Raw genomic sequence first — 26,651 nt, 5'->3', positions numbered from 1 at the left:
ATGGCACATGATAAATATTTTCGGGAAGAGCTTACTTTTTTAAAAGAGCAAGGCAAAAATTTCACCGATATATATCCTCAATTATCACGTTTTTTACATGGTCAAAATACTGATCCCGATGTTGAGCGATTATTAGAAGGTTTTGCTTTTCTAACGGCGCGCTTACGTGAAAAAGTTGAAGATGACTTTCCTGAATTTACGCATTCTATTATTAACATGCTTTGGCCCAATTATTTAAGGCCTATCCCTAGTATGTCTATCGTTAAATTCTGTCCTAAAAAGAATTTAACCGATGGTCAAGTTATCTCTGCAGGTACGAGTATTAATAGCCGAGAGGTGAATGGCACGCAATGCCAATTTAAGACTTGTCGTGATTTCACTATTTATCCAATGACGATAGAAAAAGTGGTCCCTCATCACACGCGTAAAGCGACGACAATTGAACTTGATTTCCAACTTCAGGGAACGATGAGTTTAGGTGACATTAACTTATCTAGTATTCGGTTTTTTCTAGGCTCGGATCAATATAGTTCGCAGATGATTTACTTATGGCTCAACCACTATATTGATGCCATTACGGTTGAAGCGAAAGGTGTAGATTTTAATATACCTTTAGAGTCGTTGAGTTCAGTGGGTTTTTCTGATGATGATGGGTTACTTCCATATCCAAAGAATGCTTATTCAGGTTACCGGATATTACAAGAGTACTTAACATTTCAAGATGCATTTTATTTCTTTGATTTAAATAACTTAGACAAAGCATTACCTAAAAATATTGTAGAAGGCTTCAAGCTGAAAATTGCTTTTTCAAAAACCTTACCTGCTGATGTTCGAGTAACGAATGATCAGTTTCAATTGTATTGTTCACCGGTTATTAACCTATTCGATCACGATTCAGATCCTATTGATTTAACCGGCAAATCTACAGAGTACAAAATCACGCCATCTAGTCGCCTTACTTCTCATTATGAAGTGTTTAGTGTCAATGAAGTTTATGGCTGGTTGGAAACGAAAGAAGAAGCGCAAGGAAGAATCAGAGGGCAGCGAAGAAAGTATTCAGCTTTTGAAAGTTTTCAGCATGAAATTGAACGAACGAATCATCGCTCTGCTAATTACTATCGAGTAAGAGTTAGGGATAGTCTTCGCAATGATGGCTTTGATAATTGGCTGTCTTTTGTTCGTAGCGATGAGCAGCAAGCCATTCAATGCAATGAAACAGTATCAATAAAGTTGACTTGCACCAATAGATTATTACCTATTGAGTTAAGCATCGGGGATATTGATCAAGCCACGGATACATCACCAATATTTGCGTCTTTTGAGAACATCACAATTCCTACACAGACATTAAGGCCTGTGCTTGATGGGAGCTTACTTTGGACATTGATTTCAAATTTATCTCTTAATTATTTATCTCTATTATCTAAAGATGCGCTGTGCAGTATTTTCCGAGCGTATGACTTTAAAGCTTTAGTCGATAGACAAGCAGAAAAGATAAGTCAGAGGCGTTTGGATGGAATTGAAAAAATTGAATCTCATCCTATTGATAAAATTATACGTGGTCGCTCTGTTAGAGGTTTAGAGTCGGTGCTGTACCTCAATCAAAGTGCATTTTCTTCTGAAGGTGAATTGTATTTATTTGGAACCGTACTCAGTCGATTTTTTGCTTTATATGCAAGTATTAATTCTTTTCATCAATTAACCGTAATTAATACGAACAATAATGAGAAATATACATGGAATTTACAGGTAGGGATGCAACCACTGATTTAGAAAAATTAGAGGTGCATCGATTATCAGAATCTGTGCATGACTTTAGTTTTTATCAATTAATTGAGTTGGTTCATTTATTTGAAGGGAATGTACCCGAAAAAAGTGATTGGGAAAGGGAGTGTCGACTCTCTTTTTCTGGTAATCCTAGTTTAGGATTTTCTCCTTCAGATATTACTAAATTAACCTATTTTTCCGATGGCAAGTTGAGTTTAGAGACTAACTTTCTTGGTTTATCTGGCGGAGCATCACCACTTCCCGGCTATATATTGGAACAACTTGTTAATGAGGAACCTGGCGGACTTCGTAGACCATTTTTTGATTTTTTTAATAATAGAATTGTAAATCTATCTTATCGGCTTTGGCGAAAATATCGATATCACGTACGTTTTAGACCAGGTGCAGAAGATGATTTTTCATCTCAAGTTTTTGCTTTAGTAGGGTTATTTGATGTGTCTTTGCGAGGAGATACGCCAATTAACTGGAGTAAGATGCTCTCTTATTCTGGATTATTAGCAAGCCGAAGCCGCTCACCTCAAGTTGTTGAGGGAATTATTGCACATTGCTTTGATTTATCGAAAGTTGAAATCAAAGAATGGAATATACGTGACGTCAGAATCTCGCAAGAGCAAAGGGGATTTTTAGGAAAGAAAAATATGACCTTAGGGCTAGATACTGTATTAGGTAGCTTTATTGAAGATGCTAGTGGGAAGTTTACGATTTGTATTTCTCACTTAACCAAAGAGAAATTTTCTGAGTTTTTGCCATCAGGTGAGAATTTTGAACCATTAAGAAAGCTCATTGAATTCATAGTTCGAGATCAGCTTGCTTATGATATCGAACTGGTTATGGATGACGAGGCATTAAAAAAGATTAATAGCTCATCAGGTATGTCTTTGGGGTGGACCTCTTTCTTAGGTGAAAGTAATAGAAATGGCAGCGTGTTAATTCAAGGAAGGCAATAAAATGACTCTAGGAAGTAACAAATTATTTTTAACCGTTTCTAATGTGAAAATATTGCAGCCAGGTTTGAACCCTAGCCATACCTTTGATGCTGACGGTGGCATTGTTGGCTCGAATGATAATTCGGTTTGGACGCTATATGATGATGAAAATAATATTTATGAAAATCACTTTGAAATTTTCCATATCGATAACGCTTACTGCGTAAGAGACTTGTGCGGGCATACCTATATTAATGATTCAGATATGCCATTAGGTTCCGATAATGAAGCCAAATTACAACATAAAGATGCTCTAAGGGTTGGAGATTATTATATTCGAGTCAAGTTAACGGAAGATGATGAATTGTCGGGTAGCCATTCATTGGAAGAGTTTATAAGTAAAAGTAGAAATATATTATTAGATGATGAAGTGTCCATGGATACTAGCCCCAATACCGAAAAATTAAAACATGATGATGAGAAATTTTTAGATCCTATTAAAGAGTTAGATAGAGAAAAGAGTATCAGTAACGAATCTGATGATCATGTTAGTAATGACTTGGAACTTTTAATTAATAAAAATGAAACTAAAAAAGAATCCGATATTACACCTCAAGCGGATAGTGAGTTTGAACTGACGTCCTCAATGAGATTGAAAAAAATCTTGGGTTTTGGTCGAAAGAAAAAAATGGACTTGAATTCAGAAAATTATATTAACGGAAATAGTGACCCTATTTTAGACAACCCGAAAAATATTGAGAGCTTTAATATGGATGAGAATAACCTGGAAATTTTAGAGCAAGAATTAGCTCAAACTTCGATGCAGGATAAAAGCGCCGAGGTGAATAGCCATTTAGTGATGGGTCCATTGCTAAGTGGGTTAGAACTTCAAGTAGGTAATAGTTCTGGAATAGAAGATGTCCATAAATTGGGAGAAGAGCTTGGTGAAAGTTTAAAAGCGTGTATTCAAGGGATCTTGAATATTCATAGCCAAGTAGAAAATGGGCGTTTTGGTGTGATTAACCGCAACTTACAGCCTATTGAGGATAACCCATTAAGGCTTGGTCTTAACTATACCGAGACGATGAGAACTCTGTTCGATAATAAGAAAAGCATGGTGCACTTATCTCCTCCTGCCGCGATTGAGGAAAGTCTTAACAATATTCGCAATCATAATCAAGCCATGCAGGAAGCGACATCAGAAGCGTTGCAGCATATTTTAATGGCCTTTTCTCCAGAAGTATTACTTAAACGTTTTAATAGTTATAAGCGTACAGGGGATACGGATACTAATGCTCCCGAATCTTGGGCATGGAATATGTATCAAAATTATTTTTCAGAGTTAACCTCAAACCGTCAACGAGGCTTTGATAAGTTATTCTGGGAAATATTTGAACAGTCTTATGATCGCCGGATCCGAGAGATGCAACTGGAGAAATAAGCATGAAGTTTATTCTTTCCTCGCTCATCATGTTGGCATTTTTATCGGGATGTAGCTCTGATCCAAAACCAGAGCCAGAGCCGACAAAAATCACCATTAGCATGTTTGCAGATCATGGCGTAAACCCAAACGTAGAAGGGGTTGCATCTCCTGTTGAGATACAAGTCTTCGAGCTTGTTGATGATTCAATGTTGTTATCGACCGATTATCATCAAATTCGAGATGACTTTAAAAAAGCGCTCAAAAGCAATTTTGTAAAAAGCTATGACTACGCTTTAACGCCCGGCCAATTTAAATTTATAAGTGACTTTGAAATTAGTGATGAGACTAATTATATCGGCGTGGTTGTCCACTTTTCAGACCCCGATAATAGTGAATGGAAAAAAACAGTAAAAATCATAAATAAAGATCATTTATATCATTTACTGGTTTATTTCCGCGACTACGAAGTCATCTTAGAAAAGGTAGAGTAATTCATGTTTACACGTAACCGTGTTATTTGGAGCGAAGGGCTTTTTATGAAGCCTCAACACTTTCAGCAACAGCAACGTTATCTTGAGTATTATGCGGATGAACGCTCAAAGGCTGTGAGCCCCTATTTATACGGGGTAACAGAGCTATCTCTTAATCCTGAGTATTTAGCATTTGGTCGAATCGCGATTGAGAGAGCGGTTGGCATTATGCCCGATGGATCAATATTTTGTATTCCACAGGAAGACTTGTTACCTGATCCTCTTGATATAGAAGACGCCAGCTTAGCGAATCAAATCATTTATTTAGCGATCCCTTTACGCAGTGATTCTTTGTTAGAAGTTGATTGGCCAGAAGAAAAAGGCACAGGGCGTTATCAACAGAGAATTCAAGAGCAGCGCGATATTCATTCAATACAGGGGAGCTCAACGCCCGTTAGTGTTGCACCGCTTAAAATTCAATTGATGCTAGAAAAGGAAGACAGAACCTCTTATGCATCAATGGCGATCGCCCGGATTCGAGAAAAAAGACCAGATGGCAGCATTATGCTTGATGAGAGTTTTGTTCCTTGCCATACCAATGTGCTCTGTCATGCAGGTTTACATCGTGTGGTAGGTGAAATTGCTGGGCTTATACGCGAAAGAGCTAAAAATATCGCTCAGCAAATCTCATCACCGACACAAGGTGGTGTGGCCGATGTGTCTGATTTCATGCTATTGCAGGCGTTAAATAAAATTCAGCCACAGTTACAGCATTTATCTGAATTAAGAGGTTTGCACCCTGAACGATTATTTGAATGTTTAAGCTCTATTGCAGGGGAATTAGCAACGTTTACCAATGAAAGCCGATTACCACCTTCAATATCAGCTTATAACCACGATAATCCAGCGGAATCGTTTTGGCCTGTTGTGCACCATTTGCGCCAGAGTTTAAGCATTGTGCTTGAGCCAAGAGCGGTTTCAATACAATTGCATAAGCGCCAATACGGTTTGATGGTTGCGCCAGTGCAAGATCCTCAATTGATTGAAGAAGCCGAATTTATTATTGCGGTGAAGGCGAAGATGCCAGTTGATGAGTTACGCCGTTTATTTATTCAGCAAACAAAAGTGTCATCGGTTGAAAAAATACGAGAGCTTATTTCTCTTCAATTACCAGGTGTTCCTCTTAATGCATTACCGGTTGCTCCGCGTCAATTACCGTATCACGCCGGTTACACCTACTATCAGCTTGATAAGACTAGCCCTGCATGGGAAAGCTTAAAGCATTCAACAGGATTTGCATTTCATGTAGCAGGGGCATTTGAAGAGCTTGACCTGCAATTTTGGGCAATTAGGAGTTAATGATGAAAACCAATAATACCAATGTTGCAGTCGATGAGTTGCTGTATGAGGGGAGTGAGAATATAGACCGAGATCAAGATTTTTGGTTTCCCTTACGTGGTGATAATCCAAACCTATTGATTGATGTTGCCACACCATTATTTGGTTTAGCACTCAGAGTAAAGCAACTCTCGGAATGCGCGTCTATTGCCGACATTTACCATCAAGTAGTTAAAGAAGTGACGGCGATTGAAATGGAATTAGCTGAAAACGGCTATGAGCATTCGGTCATTATGGCTTACCGATATGTATTGTGCGCTTTTCTTGATGAGTCGGTCATGGGCACATCATGGGGGGCAAAAAGTATTTGGGCGCAACATTCACTGCTTTCTCGTTTTCATGATGAAACATGGGGTGGTGAGAAGGTTTTTTCTATTCTGACTCGTTTAGAAAATGATCCTGTGAGATACAAAGATCTTTTGGAATTTATTTTCCACTGCTTGAACTTGGGTTTCGAAGGTAAATACAAGGTGGTTTCAAATGGCTTTGCTGAGCGAGAAAGGGTGATTATTAAGCTACACGAGTTATTAAAATCGCTTAACGATTCAGAGCCGAGCTCTCTTTCTAAAGCAACCGAGCATGTAGTTCACTCTAAATATAAATTAGGTCGACAAATTCCAGTTTGGTCTGTTTTTGCAATGTTTCTTCTGGGCTTGTGCGTTGTTTTTTCTGGGTATTTATACGTACTAAATAATAAGTCTGCCGATGTGTTAACCCAATTGAATCAGTTACTTTAAAGGTATCATTATGCTCCGAATTGAATTATCAACGCTCATTTCTAAGTTAAATGAACAAACTAAATTTGCTTTAGAACAGGCGGCTTCTTTATGTATTGAAAAGCAAAGCTCTGAAATCACGATTGAGCATCTTTTTAATGTTTTACTTGATAACCCTATTTCTGATTTACGAGTGATTTTAAAGCAAGCCAATATTGATACTTTATCTTTAAAAGAAAAGCTCAGTTTAAGCTATCACACGGAAAGTGGACTAGATACTTACCCAGCCTTTTCACCTCTTTTAGTAGAATTACTACAAGAAGCTTGGCTACTTTCTACTACTGAGTTAAGTCAGCATCAGTTACGCTCTGGTGCGATATTTTTAGCCGCGCTTTTACGTAAAGACCGATACCTAGCACTGAATATTATTCCTGTGTTTGAAGCGATTAATCGAGAGACCTTAAAAAAAGATTTCGATGTACTTTTAGCTAATTCGGGTGAGACGGACGTTGTTTTACCGCAATCAGGTAATGCATCATCGGCCACTTCATCCACTTCGGATTATTTATCTCGATATTGTAAAAATGTCTCTGAATCGGCTCGTAATGGTGAGTTGGATCCGGTGTTATGCCGCGATGAAGAGCTTAATTTGATGATTGATATTCTATGTCGACGTCGTAAAAATAACCCTATCGTGGTTGGCGATGCAGGGGTAGGTAAAAGTGCCATTATTGAAGGAATGGCATTGCGAATTGTTAGTGGTCAAGTCCCCGAGCAGTTAAAAAATGTCGATCTCTGGTCTTTGGATTTAGGTTTATTGCAAGCAGGCGCTTCGGTTAAAGGTGAGTTTGAAAAACGTCTTCAAGGCGTGATTGAAGATGTGAAAACATCGAGTAATCCTATTATCATTTTTATTGATGAAGCCCACACCTTGATTGGTTCGGGTAACCAAGAAGGGGGAAGTGACGCGGCTAATTTACTCAAACCCGCGCTTGCTCGTGGTGAGCTCAGTGCTATTGCTGCGACGACATGGAAAGAATATAAAAAGTACTTTGAAAAAGATCCTGCCTTAACTCGACGTTTTCAATTGGTTAAGTTGGATGAACCTACCATTGACCAAGCGGTTGATATTTTACGCGGATTAAACTCGGTTTACGAAAAGGCGCACCAAGTATTAATTACTGATGACGCATTAAAAGCGGCAGCTGAGTTATCTGCTCGCTATATTTCTGGCCGTCAGCTGCCAGATAAAGCCATTGATGTGTTAGATACCGCATGTGCTCGAATTGCGATTAACTTAGCGGTTCCACCGAAACGCATTTCTGCTCTTGCCACGCTTGCTCATCAAAGACAGCTTGAAATTGAAATGATTGAGCGTTCCATTTATTTAGGTCAAGAGCCAGATCAAGATCGCCTTGATGAGCTTCTAACGCAACAAGAAATTGAAAATGCTGAGAAAAGCGAATTAGAAAATAAATGGCAGACTCAGCAGGCATTAGTGAATGACATTTTATCATTGCGCTCACAGCTTATATCTTCAGAAGAGTTACCTGTTGAAGAACTGCTCGAGTTAAAAGCAAGCCTTAATCAAAAATACCAGCAGTTAGACCTTATTGAGCATGATGACCGTTTAGTTCATCCACATGTTACGGCTCAACAAATTGCAGAAGTGGTTGCTGACTGGACGGGAGTTCCTGTTAACCAAATGAATTCAGATGAGCTGTATAAAATCACTCACCTCGTCGATATTTTGGGAGAAACCATTAAAGGCCAAGATACCGCGATTAAGCAGGTACATAAGCATTTACTAACTGCTCGAGCCGATTTAAGACGAGCAGGACGCCCGAAAGGCGCTTTCTTACTTGTTGGCCCTAGTGGCGTGGGTAAAACAGAAACCGTGGTTCAACTTGCAGAGCAACTTTATGGTGGAAAGCAATTTCTAACCACCATTAACATGTCTGAATACCAAGAGAAACATACCGTATCACGCTTAATTGGTTCTCCCCCGGGTTATGTAGGCTACGGTGAAGGCGGGATTTTAACCGAATCAATTCGTAAGATGCCATATTCAGTTGTGCTACTCGATGAAGTCGAAAAAGCACATCCAGAAGTTCTAAATATCTTCTACCAAGCTTTTGATAAAGGTGAGTTAGCCGATGGCGAAGGGCGCTTAATTGACTGCCAGAATGTGGTGTTTTTTCTAACTTCTAATTTAGGTTATCAAACGATTGTCGACTATGCCGAGCACCCAGAAGAGTTAGAGCAGAAGCTATACCCTGAGCTTGCTGCATTCTTTAAACCCGCACTATTGGCAAGAATGGAGACCATTCCATATCTACCGCTATCTCGAGCGGTCCTATCTGAAATCATTAAAGGTAAATTATCTCGTTTAGAAAATTTATTTAAGCAACGCTATGGAGCGAAAGTTACGATTGCGGATGAGTTGTTTGATGAAATATTAAATCGTGCTAACCGTTCAGAAAATGGTGCGCGTATGTTAGAGGCAATCATTGATGGTCAATTATTACCACCTATCTCATTAGCGTTGTTAAATAAACTAGTCGACAAAGAAGCGATTACTCATGTTTCGATGTCAGTACAAGATGGCGAGTTTATTGGTGAGGTTGAATAAGATGAGCTCATGGTTAATCTCGATAACAGAATTAATGAAGTTGAGAGATGCTAAGACGCTATCAAATACTTTTATTAATTCATTAACAAAAACGTTGAATATAGCCAAGTGTTTAACGATTGAATTAAGCGACAGTGGTAGAGAATTGGTTTATCAAAGTGAGAATGATGATATTTCCAACTGGTCAGTCGTGGATTTTGATGTCCCTTTTTCTCATGTTTTGCAAGAAGGTAGATATAAGCTTATACCTCAATCTGATCTTGTTTACTGGCAAAACAATCAGGACTTTAAAACATTGACATCGTCATTAGGCAATGGAGAGGCATGTTTAATTTATCCTTTACCATGTGCTAAAGAATCAAGTCCTTCTTTATTAGTCATATTTGGTGATGCAATCAAGTTAGAGCAAGTAGCCGTAGCACCTGAATTCAAATTGTATATTGAAGCATATGCAACGCAATGGGAGCTATTAAAAGATCTCCAAAAGGTTGGTTTAGAAAAAGAAAGCTTATCTGAAACATTGACGACAGAAAGGAAGGTGAATCAGCGCGGACAAAAATTATTGAGTTTGTCTAAGACGTTGATTGGCAATTCTTCGGCAATGTTAGATGTAAAAAAGAAAATCGTAGTGGCGGCTGAATCACCATTGTCGGTTATGATCCATGGTGAAACGGGGACTGGGAAGGAAGTTGCTGCAAAAGCGATCCACCAGATATCCGACTATAACAAAGGCCAGTTTGTCGCGATTAATTGTTCCGCTATACCTGAAAACTTATTAGAAAGTGAGCTATTTGGTTATGAAAAAGGGGCATTTTCTGGTGCGGACTCTTACCATGCTGGTTTGATTGAGCAAGCAAATGGTGGTTCATTATTCCTTGATGAAATTGGCGATATGCCAACACACCTTCAATCTAAATTGTTACGTGTACTTGAGACAAAAAGCTTTCGTCCTCTAGGGGGAAAGAAAGAACTAACATCAAACTTTAGACTGATTTCTGCAACTCATATAAATTTAAAAGAGAAAGTGAAGTCAAAGGAATTTCGCCCAGATTTATATTATCGATTAATGCAGTGTCCGGTATTACTTCCAGCATTAAAGGATAGAAAAGAAGATCTTGAGTTATTGAGTGAGTATTTTATTGAACAATATAATGAAAGCTATCAAAGGGATGTTGGGTTCCTGACGAAGCAGTCTTTGGAATATCTAAAGAGATTAGATTTTTCAGGTAATGTTAGAGAGCTAAAAAGCATGATTGAATTATCTTGCTCTCAAGTAGAGGACGGGCAACCAATTTCTCTATCCTATATTTCAGATAACTCAAATGCATTGTCGTTATTCGATTTTAACGAAGGTGTTAATCATATTGGAAATTTAACAGAGCTCCTTGGTGAGTTTGAATTTAAAGTTATCCAAGAGCGATTAAATAAACACTCAGGGAATAAAACGAAAGCTGCAAAAAGTTTAGGGATACCTCTTAGAACTCTGACTTATAAATGCCAGAAACTGGAGATTTCTTGATGAATTATCAACTTAATACCTTTGTTTTTACTGTGATTTTATTTCAGTTGCTTTTCATTAGTGATGTTCGGGCTGATCAAAGTTCACTTTTAAATGAAGCTAAAGCATGCACTAGTATTACGGCTCGGCTGGAGCGTTTAGATTGTTTTGATCGTATTTTCAAGACATCTTTACCTGAAATAGCCTTATTAAAAGAAGTAAAACCAGAAATCTGGTCTCGGGGTATGGCAGTTGAACAGCCGCGAGTAAAAGGCGATTTACTTCCTTTAATTTCAAGCGGAAATGGAAGTGCTGATTCTGATATCTGGGTAACTTTACCCGCGGCAAGTCATAGTAATGATGGACAGGGTGCTGTCTTAATGATGAGTTGTATCAATAATATTAGTCACTTGGATTTATTACTTCATAAAAATATTGAGCAAGCTAGGGTTAATATATCAGCCAATACATTCAAATCTAGCTTATGGAGAACCGATGACTCTGGTTTTGTCGTCAGTAGCTCTAGGGGGCTCTTTGCTATTGAACTGATAAAGAAAATATCGTCATCTTCGAATTTACAATTACGCTCAGATATAGATGTTATTAACGGTCTTAAATTTAATACTGAAAATTTATCAAAAGTATTAATTCCGTTACGTAAAAGCTGTGGTTGGTAAGGGATTTTATGAATATCACAGAATATCGCCAAACCATCATAACGCCCATATCTAAAGAATCTCATGTAGGTGAGCGTTTATACGATGATCCCTTATACGAGTTTATCGATGATCAAATGATGAAGGTTGGTTCTCTATCGCATGCTTCCGTGCAATGGAGTGAAGTTGAAAAAAGTATCCTTCAGATTTTTAAAGAAAAAACGAAAGATATTAAGCTGCTTATTCACCTTATACAGTGTTTGCATCACCAAGCAACCCCAGAAAGGCTAACTCTTTCTTTGTTTGTTTTTGGTGATTTCATGCGTGAATTTTGGAGTGATAGTTACCCTTCTCCAGGAGAGAGAGGAAAGTTACCCCGCCGTAAATTTTTTAGCTTACTTCTGCAGAGGTTTGATTTACTTGCTGATAAGTATGACTTCTCTCTTTTTGATGCCAAAGGAAGAGATTTGCTGTTGCAAGCGCTGACTGATTGGCACGCAGCGGCGATAAAAAATGACTTAGATTCTGATTCTGTACAGTATTTTGTGCAAAGAATAAAAACCAAACTTAAAGATTGTGAAGAAAGATCTTCACTTTATGAACAACCGAAAAGCTCTGCTGCTGGAACCTCAGATGTCGGTCATTCCACGGTTGTGAATGTTCAAGCGAATAACCCATTAACGTTTGATACTTCAAGCGGCCAGTCAGTGAAGCAGACGCTTTTAAAAGTATCGGATTTTTTATCTGAGCAAGACTACGGTACTCCGCTTTCTATCAGGACTCGACGATATGCCGTATGGGCAGGAATTGATTCGCCCCCAGAGCATAACAACTTAGGTGAAACCCAGTTACGCGGGATACAAAGCGAGCGTTTAAAAGAGTACACAGATGGAATGTCTCATCCTGATCTTGCGTTATGGCGCAAAGTTGAAAAGAGCTTAACTTTGGCACCTTATTGGATTGATGGGCAGTGTTTAAGTGCAAAAATTGCTGAATCTATCGACCAACCTGAATGGGCAAAAGCGATACATGATGAGACGAAACAATTCATCTCTCGATTACCTAAGTTGCTGGAATTGAAATTTAAAGATGGTGCCCCTTTTATTTCCGATGAAACTCAGCAATGGATTGAATCTTCAGCGAAATCTCAATCTCAAGGTGGCGTAAGTAACTGGCAGGAAAAGTATGAGCAAATTAAACAGCTTGCAAAAGAAGCGGGCGTCACTGTTGCCATATCGAGTGTTAATGATGGCTTGCAAAGTGCCGTAGATCCAAGAGACAAGTTTTATTGGCAATGTTTGTTAGCCGATCTGTTGGAAGAAAGCCAATTGACGGCGGTAGCAAGTGAACAATACCGCGGTTTGTATGAGCAATTTATGTCTATGAGTCTTAGTGATTGGGAGCCATCACTCGTAGAAAAGCTTAAGCATATTAATAATATTAAATAATTAAGGTAGTGATTATATGTGGAAAATGATAACAGGGATTGGTCAAAAGCTTAAGCCAGCGTTAACCGCGGCAATGCCAATCTTATTATTTAGCCTTTTTGTCCTCATTAATGTTGCGATCTGGTGGATGGGACCTTGGTTAACGATAGATAAAAGTCAGCCATTGTCGTCTCTCACTGCTCGAACCGTTGCTTGTGTATTATTTTCGCTAGTTTGCTTCTCCTTATGGGGAGTATGGCAATGGAGAAAATTAGTACGAATAAGAGATGAAGAGAAACGAGCACTTGAATTGAAAACCGATCCTCTGCTTCAGTTTGAAGAGCGTCAAGAGCTAGAATTAAACCAAGTCATGCAGACGATGAAAGCGAACTTAAGCAAGAGTAATTATCTTTATTCACTTCCTTGGTATTTAGTGCTTGGTTTAGAAAATGCGGGAAAAACCAGTTTAATCAACCGATCGGGACAAAATTTCGTTTTTTCGTCGGTAATGCGAGCTTCTCACCTTAAAAGTGAAAACCCATATAGTTTTGATTGGTGGATTGGCGATGAGTCAGTATTAATTGATCCTGACGGTGAGTTATTAACTCAGGGCGGCTTAGGAAATGATGTGGATCCTGAGTTATCACGACGTTTGTGGGTCCACTTTACTCGCTGGTTAGAAAAAACACGTAGTCGCAGGCCATTGAATGGCATTGTTTTAGCGATTGATATTGCACATTTAGCCAAATCAACAGAGTCGGAGCGTAAAGCCTACGCGAATTTATTGCGTACTCGTTTACGTGAATTAATGGAAACATTATCGACTCGGCTTCCTGTGTACGTTTCTTTTACGAAGTTTGATCTGTTACACGGCTTTGAACCTTTTTTTCGTAATTACACCAAAGAAAAGCGTGAAGAAGTCCTTGGTTTCACTTTCTCACTAGATTCAGTGGATGACTTAGATCATTGGCTAACCGAGTACACCGCTAGCTATAAAGAGTTTATTGCACGAATTAATGAAGCAATTCCTCATATTATGGTGAACCTGACTGATAGCGAAGACCGTAATGCGGTTTATAGCTTCTCTCGTCAATTAGCCGGCTTACAAGATACGATTTATCGATTATTAGAAGAAACCTTGGGAAGCGATCAATTCTCAACATCGGCATTAGTTCGTGGTGTCTATTTTAATTCAGTATTTCAGCAGGGGGTTGCTATCAATGCCTTTGATAATGCAACCTCTCGTCGATATGGGCTAAGGCATGCCATCAATAGCGCACAACATGCAAAAAATTCGACAATATATTTTACGCAAAAGTTATTTAATAAAATTATTTATCCAGAAGCAGGGCTTGCCTCTGATAATTTTAAAGTTGCTAAAAAGAAGAAGAGAATTATCTATACCTCAGTGATTGCCTGTAGTGTTGCTAGTCTACTATTGATTACGGCTTGGCAGAGGTACTATTCAATCAATGTTACTCAAGCGGATAAGGTTTTACAGAAGGTTAATGAATATCAGGTACTCATTTCAGGTAATAATGGAATGTTGTCGCAGAAAGATATTTTAGAGCCTTTAAACAAGATTCGTGAAGCAACATTAGAGTTTGGTTTTTTTCGTAATAAGCTGAAATATGTATCGGATTTAGGACTATATCAAGGTCATACGATTGGTCCTAAGGTAGAAGAAACCTACTTAAATTTACTCGAGTATAAGTTTTTGCCACTGCTCATGGCTGATACCATTCATGACTTAAATCAGGCCCAATCAGATGAGCAAAAATTAGCGGTATTAAGAGTTTACCGAATGATGGTGGATGCAAGTGGACGGCACTCAGAGTTCGTTTTAGATTACTTTTCAAAATATTGGCAGCGTCAATTTTCAGGTCAGCAGAAAATTCAAAAGCAATTACTGGCACACCTGGATTATGCAATGGAGCATACTGATCTCGCCACAGATAGAAACAATGGTAACGAATTAGCCGATCAATTGATGCGCCCTTATGATTTGCTGATCAGTCGAGTTCAAAATGAACTTGGTCGCATGCCAAACGAAGAAAGGGTGTACCGAAATTTAAAATTAAGCGCACAAAGTTTATTAGGTCCGGCAGTCAGTCTACGTAATCTAATTGGACCTGTTTTTGATATTGTTTATCAAAAAGGAAAAAGAAGTGATCAGTCACTTTATATCCCTAAATTACTCACGAAAGAAGGCTTTGATGATTACTTTATGCCTCAATCTGAGTCTGTTTCTAAGTTGGCTTTAATTGATAGTTGGGTATTAGGCCAATCTTCAACCGCGGAGTTTAGTGAAGAAGATAAGCGAGTATTAAGAGAAAAAATTCGTAACCTATATATTGCAGACTACACCAGTACTTGGCGTCATGCTTTAAATAACATTAATATTAAAAAGTTTAATGATATCAATGAGGCAGTAACAGTTGTTGATAACATTATGGGTAATCTAGAGCCAATCCAGAGGCTTTTGAGAACGGTTGATACCAATACCCATTTATTTAGTGCTTCTATATCAGATGATGATAAGGCGGCAAAAGAGGCTTTATTAAAAAGTCCTAAATTCAAAGTGGCTTCCAAGATTGATGAGCCTTTTTCTGAGCTAAATGCGCTGAATTATCCTAATGGTGATAACCCAGCGTATATAACAGAAGTGTTAGATGTTGTAGGGCAGTTACGTGATTATCTTAAAGCGATGCAAGACTCTCCGAATGTTGGAATGTCTGCTTTAAGTGCAACAAAAGAACGAGTGACATTGCAGAGTATCGATCCAATTTATACATTACGCCGAGTGTCTAGCGGCTTGCCAAGCCCGCTGAATCAGATGATGAAAACGTTATCTGACCAAAGCTGGTATGTGGTGAAGAAAGAGGCGATTCGTTACTTAGAGGTTCGCTGGAAAGAAGATGTATATAAGCCTTATCAAGAAAAATTAGCTGGAAAATATCCATTATCCTTAACGGCTAAAAAAGAGGTATCGCTGTCTGATTTCGAAGCCTTTTTTGCGCCAGATGGAATATTAAATACGTTTTATAATGATCAGCTAGATTTATTTCTTAATGAAAATGTATTTACTGACGATGCTGAAAGTGGCACTAACTCGATCGTTAATCAGCAAGTTATTGATGAACTGGCTAAAGCCAAGAAAATACAAGAAGCATTTTTTAACCGTAAAGGCGTTCTTGATATTGAGTTCTCATTACAGCCGATAGTTCTTAGTGGGAATAAGCGACGTAGTGCGATTGATGTTGATGGTCAGTACCTTACCTACAGCCATGGTCAGAGGGATGTGGTTGAATTGATTTGGCCTAACTCATTAAGAGAAACGGCATCATCAAAAGTGACATTAGTACCGACACAGACTGGGTATTCCCCGAGAAGTATCACTACTCAAGGATCTTGGTCATTCTTCCGTTTATTGGATCAGGCAAAAGTGGTTTCTGCGAGTTCAAAATCGGTGGACTATAAGTTTTCAGTCGATAATGGAAGCATGGTATATCGGTTGAATTCGAATAACGATAGCAATCCATTTACGAATAATTTATTTAGGACATTCAAGCTAACTGAACATTTATATTAGCGAATTAATAAATTTAAAAGAGAGTGAGGGAAGCCTCACTCTGATTTCTTTGGATGTGGATTATGTCGAGCTGCGTATATATTGAACACCGTGTTTTTAACCTTGTTAGCGACTCGAGTTCTCTTAGAAAAAGTCATATTTATGATGATGTAAAAGCGGAAATAAATAAGCAAAACTCTCCATTTTCAGGAGGGACTGATTGGGAGGCGGTTAAAACAAAGTGCACCTTACTTGCTGAAAAATCAGGAATAGACCTATTGCTCTGTTGTTATTACACAGTCGCAACGACAAAACTGAATGGCATTGTTGGGTTGGCTAACGGTTTAGAGTTGCTGTTATCTTCACTGATTGTATCTACAAAAGAGCTAAAGAATGCGCATAAACGCAAAGAACTTATTGATTGGGTTAATAGTTGTATTATTAAAGAAATCAAACTGCTTAAGCCTAACTATGAAATACTTCGACATTTGTATCGATGTGAGCGTCACTGTGAGCAAATAGATCAAATTCTTATAGAAAAGCAACCTGAATACGTGGCCAATATGGATGGAATTGCTTATGTGATTTTTGAACATATTGATCGATTAGAAATTCAATATAGAAGTAAGCAAAAGGTCGTTGCAACTCCACCACCTAGTGAACAAAAAGCGACAGCGAAATGGCATTATTATGTTTTAACCTTATTGCTTACCTCCTTTGTTGCCTATCAGTTTTTATTGCCCCCCAATCGATTGGATCCGACTCGCTATATTCAGTCAAATGCCTTACCAGATAAGCCATTAGATAAAGAGCAAAGGGAGGCGTTAAATCATTATATTTCCAATATGGCTAATAACTCTTTACTTTGGCTAGGTGAAACGCCGAGTCGACAAAATGAAAACATAAAAAAGCTAGAGTTTTTGCTTGATGATGAGGAACAGGTTGCTCTATTAAGGCAGCAGTGGTCAGTGGAGAGAAAGGAGAGTATTGAAGCAGTTAACGAGATGGTGAATAAATTTGATTCAGTACGAACCCAACTTTCAAATGTCAATTTAGGCATTCAGAAAACCCACTTAAATAGCTTAAAAAGTGAGATGAATTCGGTGACTAAAGTAGGTAAAAGCTTATCACCAATTTATGCTCGTGTTGGGTATATTGAGCAATTGCTTAAAGCTGGTGACAATGAAAAAGCGATAAAAGAATTGACTATCTTACAGCAACGTTTAGACGGACTTAACTGGAAGGTCGATCAACTGGAAGAGTTACTTGGGTATAAATGATCTAAATAAAAAATCATCGCCAAACAAGATGTTTTGTTTGGCGATGGTGTATTGAAAATCAAAGGCGCTCATTCAAATAAGCTTGATAGTCAGGGATCTCAATATCAACTTCTTGCTCAAGTAATACGGAGTTGAATAAGAATTTTGCGGTTGCACGGTTGGTTGCTACTGGAATATTCCATACCGATGCTATGCGTAGTAGTGCCTTAACATCAGGATCGTGAGGAACTGCGTTTAGTGGATCCCAGAAGAAAATCATCATGTCTATTTTCCCCTCAGAGATAAGAGCACCAAGCTGTTGATCTCCCCCCATAGGACCACTGATTAAACTCTTGATCGCAAGCCCAGTTTCGCGGCTTAACATGTTCCCTGTTGTACCTGTGGCATAAAGAAAATGGCTTTGTAGCTTCTCTTTATTCTCGACAACCCAGCGAAGTAGCTCTGGTTTGTAGTGATCGTGAGCAACCAGGGCGATATTCTTGTGCGCAGGCATTGTGCGAATGGTTTTCTTCATTGTTAACATCCTAAATGTTCAATAAAAATAAATGAAATGCTAACAACAGCATAATTTAATTACAGCTAAAAAAATAGCAGGATTATCCAGTTACTAGATCTTAATTTGAGAGCTTGATCACGCTGTACTCTTCACCTTTATTGCCTACCACATTGAGCATCGAAACTCTTCGATTACAGATCTAACTCCTCTTGGAATAAAACTTCCATTACCAGTCTTCGTGCGTTGAAGCGTAGCTCACTGATATGACATTGATATGATTTTTTGCTGAACTATTGATTACACCCCTAAAGGTGTTTTCTGGCTATTTAAAATATTCACAATGCAGTTATTATTTTTATTATCAATACATTAAGTGTGATCTATATATTCACTTAAGGAATAAGGGGTTGATAAAATAATCGAGTACGTTATGATCTAAAACGAAATTGATTAGTGCACTAAACAATTGTTGCTGATTTTAGCAACGAGCACTAATAAAAATTAATCGCCACTGAGCTTCTTTATCGGTAGCTAGATTGTTCGAATAAAGAAACAGTGTACAAATAAAAAATAGGGCTAAGATGATTACGGCACCGTGGGTAGCACACCCCGAAAAAGTGACCAAAACTCAGGACGAGTTAACATTTAGAAAACCCGAAATAACCGACGGCAATCAAGTAAATGCTTTGATTGAGTCGTGTCCTCCTTTGGATACGAATTCTGCCTACTGCAACTTTTTGCAGGCATCACATTTTAGCGATACATGCGTATTAGCTGAAAAAGATGGTGAAATTGCAGGTTTTGTTTCCGCTTATCTCAAACCATCAAGTCACCCTAATCGACCAGTTCTTTTTATCTGGCAGGTAGCGGTTGCGGAAAATAGCCGCGGCTGTGGGTTAGCGTATCGAATGATTAAATCGTTATTAGCGCGTGAGTGTGTTGCTGGCGTTGCTGCAATTGAGACGACGATTACCAAAGACAATCATGGTTCTTGGAATTTATTCCGAAAACTTGAGCGAGAAGATGGTGAAGAAGGACGCGTAAGTGTTTTCTTAGACAAAGAAAATCATTTTGATGGTGAGCACGATAGTGAGTATTTATTCCATATTCCTCTCGCCATGAGTTAACCAACACGAACAAATGTATTTAAAAATTCTTGATTGGGAATTCGCTCAATCGAGATACACACATAGGATGATAGACAGGATCAGACATGAATATCTTTAAAAAGCACGAATCAAACGTTCAATGTTATGCCAACAACTTCCCAGTAGTATTTTCTTCTGCGAAAGGTTGCTGGCTTCATACCGAAGACGGAGATCGCTACTTAGATTTTCTTGCCGGTGCAGGTTCGTTGAACTATGGCCACAACAACCCTGTTCTTAAAAAAGCATTGCTCGACTATATCGACCAAGATGGTTTAACCCATGGTCTAGATATGCACTCACAAGCGAAAGGTCATTTTTTAGAAAGCTTTAATGACAAAATTTTAAAACCACGTGATCTGGAATATAAAGTTCAGTTCACTGGACCAACAGGTACCAATGCGGTTGAAGCCGCTATGAAGCTGGCTCGTAAAGTGAAAGGCCGTACAAATATCGTTGCCTTTACCAATGGTTTCCACGGTGTGTCTTACGGCGCGCTAGCTGCAACAGGTAACCAGCATCACCGTGGTGGCGCTGCAATGCCGCTTTCGGGTGTGACTCGCATTCCTTATGAAGGCTATGCTGACATTGATGGTTTGGCGCTATTCGAAACCATGCTTGATGATAATTCAGGTGGTTTGGATAAGCCTGCAGCAGTACTTGTTGAGGTTGTGCAAGGTGAGGGTGGCTTAAATGCTGCTTCTGATAAATGGTTACAGCGTTTAGAGAAAATCTGTAAAACCAACGATATCTTGTTGATTGTTGATGACATTCAAGCAGGTTGTGGTCGTACGGGTACTTTCTTTAGCTTTGAGCCATCAGGTATTAAACCGGATATGGTGACATTGTCGAAATCAATCGGTGGTTACGGTCTGCCAATGGCAATTACGTTGATGAAGCCTGAGTTAGACCAATGGGCACCGGGTGAGCATAACGGTACGTTCCGTGGTAATAACCATGCGTTCGTAACGGCAGCAGAAGCGATTGATACCTACTGGCACAATGATGAGTTTGAAACGCACATTAAAGAGCGTGCTGAGCAATTAAATAAATCATTACAGAAAGCCTTGAAGCAATATTCAAACCTATTTGAAGGCATTAAAGGCCGTGGTTTGATGCAGGGTATTGAATGTAAAGATGGCGATATCTCAGACATGATCACCAGCGAGTGTTTTGAAAACGGCATGGTGATTGAGACTGCAGGTCCAAACGATGAAGTTGTGAAGTTCTTCTGTCCATTGACAGTGAGCGAATCAGAACTCGAACAAGGTATTCATATTTTCGAGAAAGCGGTTGAGAAAATTTCCGCTAAGGTGACTCGTAAAGCGTCTTAATTGTCGCAAATTCAAAAGTAGGGTCTCGAGTAAACAGAGGCCCTATATACGAGCCCAATGAATACCTAGATGCATGAATAAAAGGATAAAACATGATTGTAAGAACATTAGAAGAATGCCGAAACAGTGAACGTCGAGTAGTCGCAGATACGTGGGAAAGTGTACGTATGTTATTGCGTGACGACAAAATGGGCTTCTCGTTCCATATTACAAACATCTATGCTGGCACCGATACACACATTCATTACAAAAACCACCTAGAGTCGGTTTACTGTATTTCTGGCGAAGGCGAGATTGAAGTCGTCGGTGGCGAAACGTATCCAATTAAACCAGGTACTTTGTACATTTTAGACAAGCACGATGAACACCAATTACGTGCTTACAAAGATGCTGATATGGTCATGGCCTGTGTATTTAACCCGCCAATTACTGGTGCGGAAACCCATGATGAAAATGGTGTTTATCCATTAATCGAAGAGTAGGTTACGAGTCCCTAGTTTCTAGAGGTTATCGCGGCTAGTTGAACGAACAACGTTGATAATACTGCCGCTTTATTGATGTAGAGTCAGCGGCAAAGCCTAGTTACTAGGGACTAGCACCTAGAAACCTAAATATAAATTGAAATAATTAAATTAATTGAACTTCATAGGAGCTTATTTTGACTTCTTCAAATAGAAGCCACACTGCCAATAATAAAACTGCAAATCATACCGTTGAAAAAATTGGCGGTACTTCCATGTCAGCCTTTGATGCTGTTCTTGATAACATTCTACTGCGCCCAGAAAATCCATATAACCGCATGTTTGTGGTCTCTGCCTACGGTGGTATTACCGATGCATTATTAGAATGTAAGCGTACGGGTAAACCGGGTATTTATCGTTTAGTTGCTGATCGTGATGATGCTTGGGTTGATGCAATGGAAGAGCTTGAGCAGCGTATGTTGCTGATCAACGAAAACATGTTTGCTGATCCAATCAGCCGTCGTCGTGCCGATAACTTTATCAAAGACCGTATCGCTAAAGCGACCAACTGTATTAATAACATTATGGAAACTTGCCAATATGGACAGTTTTCAATGCAGCATTATTTGCCGCAAATCCGAGAGTTTTTATCTTCCATCGGTGAAGCACATAGTGCCTACAATACTTGCTTGAAGCTAAAAACTCTTGATATCAATGCTAAGTTTGTTGATTTATCCGGTTGGGATTTAGATGAACAGCAAAGCGAAGGTAAAGATGTTTCGGGTAACCTTGATACGGTCATTGAAAATGCCCTTCAAGATATCGATATGAGCAAAGAGTTGCCGATTGTTACTGGTTATGTGTATTGCTCAGAAGGTTTAATGAAAACCTATGACCGTGGTTATAGTGAAATGACGTTCAGTCGTTTAGCGGTATTATCAAAAGCTCAACAAGCGGTTATTCATAAAGAGTACCATTTGAGTACGGCTGACCCGCGTATTGTAGGGCCTGAAAAAGTACGCCCGATGGGACAAACTAACTATGATGTTGCTGACCAACTCGCCAACCTAGGTATGGAAGCGATTCATCCAAATGCCGCATCAGGTTTACGTCGCAGTGGCATTGAGCTTGTGATTAAAAATACCTTTGAGCCAGAGCATAAAGGTACTTTGATTTCTCATGCTTTTAACCCGCACAGCTATGCAGGTAATACGGATAAAGTTGAGATCATTGCAGGCCGTAATAAGGTCTTCGCATTACATATCTTTGACCAAGCAATGGTAGGACAAGCCGATAACGTTGGTTATGAATTAATGGAAATCATTAATGATGAGCGTGTCCAACTTGTTGGTAAAGAAATGAACGCAAACTCAATTACTTATTATTTAAGCGGTAACTCTAAGAGTAAAAACAAAGTGTTGTCTCGTGCCGAAAAAGCGTTCCCGAATGCTAAAATTACCGGCAAGATGGTGGCCTTGATTTCTGTGATTGGTGCATCAATTGATACCAACAAGGCGTTAAGCCACGGTATGATTTCATTGATGAATCAAGATATTACTCCTCGAGCGGCGCACTCATCGATGCGTAATGTTGATGTACAATTTGTGGTTGATGATGAGAATTATGAGTCGGCAATTTGTACTTTGCATGAAGAATTTATCGATGGCGTAAAATCAGATAAAAAGACTGAGAAAGAAAAAGCGGCTTAAGATTGATTACATTCAATATAAGTTGCATTCAGTATAGCTAAGTAGACATATAGCTAAATAGAATCAGCCCCTGTTGACACTAGTCGCAGGGGCTTTTTATCGGTGCTAGGAGTTAATATGCGAAAAGAATATTCATGTGGCTAATTGCGCTGCCAGCGAAACTCCATCTGCTTGGCTGTGGCTTCTGCTGTTTCAATGCTAGTCAACTCGCTGACAATAAATAAACTCATATCAATGCCAGCAGAGATCCCACCTGAACTAATTCGATTGCCATCCTGTACCCAACGCACATTCTCTAATACTTCTAGGGGAGGGAATTGTTGGCGTAAGTCTGCAATATCTTCCCAATGTGTGGTGGCTTTGTGAGCTTGCAGAATGCCAGCTTTAGCCAGTAAAAAAGCGCCAGTGCAAACGGAAGTGATTAAAGGGACGGTTTGACCTTGTTGAGAAATCCAATCAATAGCCAATTCATTATTGATCTCTTGAGTGTGATCGCCACCTACAACGATTAAGACATCTAATTTAGGGTGATTTGAAATGTCAAAATGCGGTAGAACGTTAAATCCTGAGCGAGCTTTTACCAGCTGCAAGTTTTCTGCAATTAAAAACACATTAAATGGTGAGGGGCTGCATACACGATTCGCGGTCGTAAAAACTTCATAAGGCCCGGAAAAATCCAGTACTTCAGCATTATCATAAATATAGATACCAATGTTCATTTTTCTTCCTTGAGTGAATAGTGGTTTACCTTTCACTTCCTTTTACAATGAAATGTTGCGAATAGGAAGATTAAAACATACCTAGTTTGTTTTATGTGTCATTATTAGAGATAGATATATCAGTTTTTTCGGTATACAAATTCAAACTCAGTACACAACATTAAAGAGAAATGCTATGAAGCTTTTAGTCCGCAACCTTGCTCGCCAAACCACAGAAATTGAAATGCGTAAATTATTTGAAGAATTTGGTGAAGTGGGTGAATGTACCCTTGTTCTGGACCAAGAAACTGGTCAATCAAAAGGCTTTGGCTTTGTGTATATGCCTGATTTAGACCAAGCTAAAACCGCGAGATTTGCGCTAAATGGCAAAGAAATTGATAACAGTAAAATCAAAGTAAAAGTGGCGAGCTAGTCGCTAAGGTTACTTATTGTGCTCGTAGTATCCGTTATTATGAGCATTTTTCATGTTGTATACCCAAGTAACTCGCATCTAGAAGTCACTTGGGTATTGTCTTACTTCTTTTGTAACGTTATCAGCAATATACCTGACAAAATCATGATTGATGCCACAACAAATGACATCGTGATCGGCTCTTGTACTAAAATCATCCCACCTAGTGCCGCAATGACGGGCACCAGTAGTTGAACAATACCAGCTTGAGTCGCAGATAACCCCTTCAGTGCAATATACCAAATCGCATATCCCACTCCAGACGTAATCGCACCTGAAATAATGGCAAGCGTTATCCCTGTGTTGGTTAAGGTGTGCTGCGTCATCAAAATATAAAATAACACAATAAGACAGAGCGGCAGGCTACGAATAAAGTTACCTGCGGTATCACTTAAAGGATCGCGGCTGCCTTTGCCTCTAATGGTATAACCTGCCCAAGCAACGCCTGAGATTACCATTAATAAAAAACCGCTAAAGGATGGTGTTGATAAACTTGGAAGTACTAAGTAAACAAATCCGCTGAACGCTAAACCTATCCCAACCCACTCGACCAATTTAAGCTTATTACCCTTCAATAATTGGTAAATAATCATGGTGATTTGTACAGCGCCAAATAGGATTAATGCGCCAGTTCCAGTACTAATGGAAAGGTAGGCAATCGAAAAGCACAGAGCATAGATAAACAGAAATATTGCCGATATGGCGCTGCCTTCAAGTGTCGGGATTTTGATTGCTTTATTTTTTGATGCAGACGTTATGATGACTAAAACGGCCAACATGATCGCGCCAGATAATAAGCGCAAACTTGTAAAGCTGAGAGGGTCGATATTGTTGTCGATTAACGCAAGGCGCGCGAGTACCGAATTGGCAGCAAAAGCGATTAAGGCACAAAGAGTGAACGTCAAAGTGATGATAGGATATCGAGATGCGCTTTGTGATGGTGTGTTCAATTTCTTGTGCCTTTTAGGAAGAATGTTTATTCGTGCCTCTAGTTAATCATGATAACTAATGATGGGCGTGCTCACTCGCTTCTTTATTCATTGACTTCATACCTGCCATCACTTTTTTAACTGGAACTTCTAGCGTTTCAGTTTCACCATTGGCATAAGATAAGTTGACCGAAATGGTCTCACCTTCAACGAGCGGTTGCTTCACGCCTAACAACATAATGTGGTAACTACCCGGCTTTAATACCACTTCACCTTCTGCTGGCAATGTAATGCGATCAACTTGACGCATTTTCATTAGATCACCCTCTTTCTCAACCGTGTGTAATTCTGTTTTTTCAGCTACATCCGTTGAGGCCGACACTAATGCTCTTTCAACCTTCATGTGGTTTTCAATCGTCATAAATACCGCGCTGTTTACTGCATTCGGTGGGGTAGCGCGTGCATAAGGTTCATCATATTTTAATCCGTCATGAGCAAATGCAGAGCCGCTGATGAGTAGGCTAGATAAGATTAAAGCAGTTTTTTTCATTGCGCGTTTTCCTTTTCAATTTGCTGAATCGCGAGAATAAGAGGTTGAGGATTTAAGGTGTGAGGTACTTTTTTAAGTAATGTACCGTCAGGTCTTACAAAGTAAAAATATGAACTGTGATCAATAGTATAGGTCAATGCTGAATCGGCTAATTCTGTTTTTTGAAAGATCACCCCATACTGATGAGCAAGTGTGCTGATAGTTTGTAATGAACCTGAATAGCCTTCAATTTGAGGGTGGAAATAATGCGCATATTTTTGAGCATCCGCGCCAGAATCTCGTTCCGGATCAAGCGTAATAAACATCGGGCGAACGTCTTTTAAATATTGAGGGTCAATTTGCTTTAAAGCAGCGGCAAGCATCGCCAGTGAAGTTGGGCAAACATCCGGACAACGTGTGAAACCAAAGTAAATAATACGAATGCGGGGGTCATCGGTAGAAAAAATATCGACCTGACTATCGCCTTCGGTTTCAAGAGTGGTTGAAGCTGTCGGTTCGGTCTGAACGCTGTCTTTTTGTAGATATAAGTTTAGCGTTACGCCTAGGGCAAAAGCGCACACCAGTATTAAAATCCATGATTTCTTCATTTTTCCATCCTGATTGAGGTGTAAACTTTATTCCCTTGCTGGTCAGTTAAAGTACCAATCCAAGTCATCTTACTATAGGTGCAAATCGGTAGAACAATTGTGCCTTGAAATTGACCATCTTTTTGTTTTTGTACCGGGAACTTCACGACGCCTAAATCCATTTCCAACCCTCTAAGCGTTAGCATTAATTTATCACTTTGGTTATCGGGCCAATGAACCTCAATATGTGTCGCTTCTAATGGTTTTGCTATGTCGGTATCTAGTGTGATGGCAACGTCTTGTTGTTTGCATTGTTGGGTAGACAGCGCGCAATATTGAGATGCTTCTGTTGGTAGTTCGACCTGGTTTGAAGCCTTGATAACATTGATTATCTTGGGTGCATAAAAGCCAGCAAGTAAAGCAATAGGTACGAGTAGAAACAGAATCCAAGTAGTGCGATATTTTGATAGATGAAAGCGCAAAGTCATAATTTCTTGTCGTCACGA

Annotated in this window: 23 protein-coding genes; 17 read left to right on the top strand and 6 right to left on the bottom strand. The window is 39.2% G+C overall.

What is annotated here, in order from left to right; genetic code table 11:
- The 12 genes from tssF (at position 1) to L3V25_RS00460 (ending at position 17,785) form a co-directional block, all read left to right on the top strand.
- Complete coding sequence (tssF, locus tag L3V25_RS00515) at positions 1-1,773, top strand: type VI secretion system baseplate subunit TssF (protein WP_237293574.1); 1,773 nt, start codon at positions 1-3, stop codon at positions 1,771-1,773.
- Positions 1,737-2,735: a type VI secretion system baseplate subunit TssG gene (gene tssG / locus L3V25_RS00510; RefSeq protein WP_237293573.1), complete on the top strand. Its 999-nt coding sequence runs from the start codon at positions 1,737-1,739 to the stop codon at positions 2,733-2,735. The genes tssF and tssG overlap by 37 nt, the downstream gene beginning before the upstream one ends.
- A gap of 1 nt (position 2,736) precedes the next feature.
- On the top strand, positions 2,737-4,155 hold the full coding sequence (gene tagH, locus L3V25_RS00505) for a type VI secretion system-associated FHA domain protein TagH (RefSeq protein WP_237293572.1): 1,419 nt from the start codon (positions 2,737-2,739) through the stop codon (positions 4,153-4,155).
- Positions 4,156-4,157: 2 nt separating this feature from the next.
- Positions 4,158-4,628, top strand: a complete 471-nt coding sequence (tssJ, locus tag L3V25_RS00500) for a type VI secretion system lipoprotein TssJ (RefSeq protein WP_237293571.1) — start codon at positions 4,158-4,160, stop codon at positions 4,626-4,628.
- A 3-nt stretch (positions 4,629-4,631) separates the two neighbouring features.
- Positions 4,632-5,966 (top strand): type VI secretion system baseplate subunit TssK, encoded by a 1,335-nt coding sequence (gene tssK / locus L3V25_RS00495; RefSeq protein WP_237293570.1) that lies wholly within the window; start codon positions 4,632-4,634, stop codon positions 5,964-5,966.
- Between the two features lie 2 nt (positions 5,967-5,968).
- Positions 5,969-6,742: a type IVB secretion system protein IcmH/DotU gene (icmH, locus tag L3V25_RS00490; RefSeq protein ID WP_237293569.1), complete on the top strand. Its 774-nt coding sequence runs from the start codon at positions 5,969-5,971 to the stop codon at positions 6,740-6,742.
- 10 nt (positions 6,743-6,752) lie between these two features.
- Entirely contained in the window at positions 6,753-9,353 is a 2,601-nt protein-coding gene (tssH, locus tag L3V25_RS00485) for a type VI secretion system ATPase TssH (RefSeq protein WP_237293568.1), read from the top strand.
- A gap of 1 nt (position 9,354) precedes the next feature.
- A complete protein-coding gene (locus tag L3V25_RS00480) occupies positions 9,355-10,872 on the top strand; it encodes a sigma 54-interacting transcriptional regulator (RefSeq protein WP_237293567.1) in 1,518 nt (505 codons plus the stop codon).
- On the top strand, positions 10,872-11,528 hold the full coding sequence (gene vasI, locus L3V25_RS00475) for a type VI secretion system-associated protein VasI (RefSeq protein ID WP_237293566.1): 657 nt from the start codon (positions 10,872-10,874) through the stop codon (positions 11,526-11,528). The genes L3V25_RS00480 and vasI overlap by 1 nt, the downstream gene beginning before the upstream one ends.
- A gap of 8 nt (positions 11,529-11,536) precedes the next feature.
- Positions 11,537-12,955 (top strand): type VI secretion system protein TssA, encoded by a 1,419-nt coding sequence (tssA, locus tag L3V25_RS00470; protein WP_237293565.1) that lies wholly within the window; start codon positions 11,537-11,539, stop codon positions 12,953-12,955.
- A 16-nt stretch (positions 12,956-12,971) separates the two neighbouring features.
- Positions 12,972-16,526, top strand: a complete 3,555-nt coding sequence (gene tssM / locus L3V25_RS00465) for a type VI secretion system membrane subunit TssM (protein WP_237293564.1) — start codon at positions 12,972-12,974, stop codon at positions 16,524-16,526.
- Positions 16,527-16,588: 62 nt separating this feature from the next.
- Positions 16,589-17,785, top strand: coding sequence for a type VI secretion system ImpA family N-terminal domain-containing protein (locus tag L3V25_RS00460; RefSeq protein WP_237293563.1), 1,197 nt, complete (start codon positions 16,589-16,591; stop codon positions 17,783-17,785).
- 58 nt (positions 17,786-17,843) lie between these two features.
- Here L3V25_RS00460 and L3V25_RS00455 read toward each other — a convergent pair whose 3' ends face one another.
- Positions 17,844-18,299 (bottom strand): methylglyoxal synthase, encoded by a 456-nt coding sequence (locus tag L3V25_RS00455; protein ID WP_027695694.1) that lies wholly within the window; start codon positions 18,297-18,299, stop codon positions 17,844-17,846.
- A gap of 563 nt (positions 18,300-18,862) precedes the next feature.
- Between L3V25_RS00455 and ectA the strand changes: the two genes are divergently transcribed.
- The 4 genes from ectA to L3V25_RS00435 all read left to right on the top strand — a co-directional run bounded on the left by ectA (position 18,863) and on the right by L3V25_RS00435 (position 22,930).
- The gene (gene ectA / locus L3V25_RS00450) at positions 18,863-19,408 is read left to right on the top strand and encodes a diaminobutyrate acetyltransferase (RefSeq protein ID WP_237293562.1); all 546 of its coding nucleotides are present in this window, start codon (positions 18,863-18,865) and stop codon (positions 19,406-19,408) included.
- An 86-nt stretch (positions 19,409-19,494) separates the two neighbouring features.
- Entirely contained in the window at positions 19,495-20,760 is a 1,266-nt protein-coding gene (gene ectB / locus L3V25_RS00445; protein ID WP_237293561.1) for a diaminobutyrate--2-oxoglutarate transaminase, read from the top strand.
- A gap of 92 nt (positions 20,761-20,852) precedes the next feature.
- Positions 20,853-21,242 (top strand): ectoine synthase, encoded by a 390-nt coding sequence (locus L3V25_RS00440; RefSeq protein WP_027695697.1) that lies wholly within the window; start codon positions 20,853-20,855, stop codon positions 21,240-21,242.
- Between the two features lie 176 nt (positions 21,243-21,418).
- Positions 21,419-22,930 carry an aspartate kinase gene (locus tag L3V25_RS00435; protein ID WP_267135394.1) on the top strand — a complete coding sequence of 504 codons (1,512 nt, stop codon included), beginning with the start codon at positions 21,419-21,421 and terminating at the stop codon, positions 22,928-22,930.
- Between the two features lie 140 nt (positions 22,931-23,070).
- Here the strand turns inward: L3V25_RS00435 and L3V25_RS00430 are convergent, their stop codons facing one another.
- Entirely contained in the window at positions 23,071-23,649 is a 579-nt protein-coding gene (locus L3V25_RS00430) for a DJ-1/PfpI family protein (RefSeq protein WP_237293560.1), read from the bottom strand.
- A 175-nt stretch (positions 23,650-23,824) separates the two neighbouring features.
- Between L3V25_RS00430 and L3V25_RS00425 the strand changes: the two genes are divergently transcribed.
- On the top strand, positions 23,825-24,061 hold the full coding sequence (locus L3V25_RS00425) for an RNA recognition motif containing protein (RefSeq protein WP_089124082.1): 237 nt from the start codon (positions 23,825-23,827) through the stop codon (positions 24,059-24,061).
- A 101-nt stretch (positions 24,062-24,162) separates the two neighbouring features.
- Here L3V25_RS00425 and L3V25_RS00420 read toward each other — a convergent pair whose 3' ends face one another.
- From L3V25_RS00420 to L3V25_RS00405, 4 genes are read right to left on the bottom strand one after another with little or no spacing between them, the layout of a single operon-like run.
- Positions 24,163-25,050, bottom strand: coding sequence for a DMT family transporter (locus tag L3V25_RS00420; RefSeq protein ID WP_237293559.1), 888 nt, complete (start codon positions 25,048-25,050; stop codon positions 24,163-24,165).
- A 55-nt stretch (positions 25,051-25,105) separates the two neighbouring features.
- Positions 25,106-25,579 carry a copper chaperone PCu(A)C gene (locus L3V25_RS00415; RefSeq protein WP_237293558.1) on the bottom strand — a complete coding sequence of 158 codons (474 nt, stop codon included), beginning with the start codon at positions 25,577-25,579 and terminating at the stop codon, positions 25,106-25,108.
- Positions 25,576-26,166, bottom strand: a complete 591-nt coding sequence (locus L3V25_RS00410) for an SCO family protein (RefSeq protein WP_237293557.1) — start codon at positions 26,164-26,166, stop codon at positions 25,576-25,578. The genes L3V25_RS00415 and L3V25_RS00410 overlap by 4 nt, the downstream gene beginning before the upstream one ends.
- Positions 26,163-26,633, bottom strand: a complete 471-nt coding sequence (locus L3V25_RS00405) for a hypothetical protein (protein ID WP_237293556.1) — start codon at positions 26,631-26,633, stop codon at positions 26,163-26,165. The genes L3V25_RS00410 and L3V25_RS00405 overlap by 4 nt, the downstream gene beginning before the upstream one ends.
- Positions 26,634-26,651: the final 18 nt, after the last annotated feature.

The organism is Vibrio sp. CK2-1, assembly GCF_021726515.1.
Taxonomy (GTDB): Bacteria; Pseudomonadota; Gammaproteobacteria; order Enterobacterales; family Vibrionaceae; genus Vibrio.
Note: the sequence above shows the minus strand (reverse complement) of the source record. Positions and strands in the feature narration are given on the sequence as shown.

Bases quoted from the DNA above. Each gene is read 5' to 3' on its own strand.
- L3V25_RS00410 (WP_237293557.1), bottom strand. From the start codon at position 26,166: ATGAAGAAATCATGGATTTTAATACTGGTGTGCGCTTTTGCCCTAGGC.
- tssF (WP_237293574.1), top strand. From the start codon at position 1: ATGGCACATGATAAATATTTTCGGGAAGAGCTTACTTTTTTAAAAGAG.
- vasI (WP_237293566.1), top strand. From the start codon at position 10,872: ATGAATTATCAACTTAATACCTTTGTTTTTACTGTGATTTTATTTCAG.
- tssM (WP_237293564.1), top strand. From the start codon at position 12,972: ATGTGGAAAATGATAACAGGGATTGGTCAAAAGCTTAAGCCAGCGTTA.
- tssK (WP_237293570.1), top strand. From the start codon at position 4,632: ATGTTTACACGTAACCGTGTTATTTGGAGCGAAGGGCTTTTTATGAAG.
- tssG (WP_237293573.1), top strand. From the start codon at position 1,737: ATGGAATTTACAGGTAGGGATGCAACCACTGATTTAGAAAAATTAGAG.
- tssH (WP_237293568.1), top strand. From the start codon at position 6,753: ATGCTCCGAATTGAATTATCAACGCTCATTTCTAAGTTAAATGAACAA.
- tssA (WP_237293565.1), top strand. From the start codon at position 11,537: ATGAATATCACAGAATATCGCCAAACCATCATAACGCCCATATCTAAA.
- L3V25_RS00415 (WP_237293558.1), bottom strand. From the start codon at position 25,579: ATGAAAAAAACTGCTTTAATCTTATCTAGCCTACTCATCAGCGGCTCT.
- icmH (WP_237293569.1), top strand. From the start codon at position 5,969: ATGAAAACCAATAATACCAATGTTGCAGTCGATGAGTTGCTGTATGAG.
- L3V25_RS00430 (WP_237293560.1), bottom strand. From the start codon at position 23,649: ATGAACATTGGTATCTATATTTATGATAATGCTGAAGTACTGGATTTT.
- L3V25_RS00425 (WP_089124082.1), top strand. From the start codon at position 23,825: ATGAAGCTTTTAGTCCGCAACCTTGCTCGCCAAACCACAGAAATTGAA.
- L3V25_RS00480 (WP_237293567.1), top strand. From the start codon at position 9,355: ATGAGCTCATGGTTAATCTCGATAACAGAATTAATGAAGTTGAGAGAT.
- L3V25_RS00440 (WP_027695697.1), top strand. From the start codon at position 20,853: ATGATTGTAAGAACATTAGAAGAATGCCGAAACAGTGAACGTCGAGTA.
- L3V25_RS00460 (WP_237293563.1), top strand. From the start codon at position 16,589: ATGTCGAGCTGCGTATATATTGAACACCGTGTTTTTAACCTTGTTAGC.
- tssJ (WP_237293571.1), top strand. From the start codon at position 4,158: ATGAAGTTTATTCTTTCCTCGCTCATCATGTTGGCATTTTTATCGGGA.
- tagH (WP_237293572.1), top strand. From the start codon at position 2,737: ATGACTCTAGGAAGTAACAAATTATTTTTAACCGTTTCTAATGTGAAA.
- ectA (WP_237293562.1), top strand. From the start codon at position 18,863: ATGATTACGGCACCGTGGGTAGCACACCCCGAAAAAGTGACCAAAACT.
- L3V25_RS00455 (WP_027695694.1), bottom strand. From the start codon at position 18,299: ATGAAGAAAACCATTCGCACAATGCCTGCGCACAAGAATATCGCCCTG.
- L3V25_RS00405 (WP_237293556.1), bottom strand. From the start codon at position 26,633: ATGACTTTGCGCTTTCATCTATCAAAATATCGCACTACTTGGATTCTG.
- ectB (WP_237293561.1), top strand. From the start codon at position 19,495: ATGAATATCTTTAAAAAGCACGAATCAAACGTTCAATGTTATGCCAAC.